The following is a 407-nucleotide window of genomic DNA, read 5'->3' on the forward strand; positions in this document are numbered from 1 at the left end:
TCGCGGCGCAGCTCGCCACGCACAGCGCCCTCGGCATCGACAAGGCCGTGCTGTACGGGCGTGAGGCGTACATCGCGGACGAGCTGCAGCGCACGATGCTGCCGGAGACCCTGCCGCGCTGCACCGGCGTCCGGCTGGCTTCGCGGTATCTGCCGGCCGCGGAGACGGCGCGGGTGGGCGGCGACTGGTACGACGCGATCCCGCTGCCCGGCAGCCGGGTGGCCCTGGTGGTCGGCGACGTGATGGGCCACTCCATGACGTCGGCGGCGATCATGGGCCAGCTGCGCACCACCGCCCAGACGCTCGCCGGGCTCGACCTGCCGCCGCAGGAGGTGCTGCACCACCTCGACGAGCAGGCACAGCGGCTCGGCGTGGACCGCATGGCGACCTGCCTCTACGCGGTGTAC

The 407-nt window shown here is 73.5% G+C and carries 1 protein-coding gene; it reads left to right on the plus strand.

Translation table 11 applies throughout. From position 1 onward, the window contains the following. A partial coding sequence (locus LPA54_RS40670) for a PP2C family protein-serine/threonine phosphatase (RefSeq protein ID WP_228985453.1) occupies window positions 1-407 on the plus strand: 407 nt, incomplete at both ends.

Source organism: Streptomyces sp. DH12, assembly GCF_020873895.1.
Taxonomy (GTDB): Bacteria; Actinomycetota; Actinomycetes; order Streptomycetales; family Streptomycetaceae; genus Streptomyces.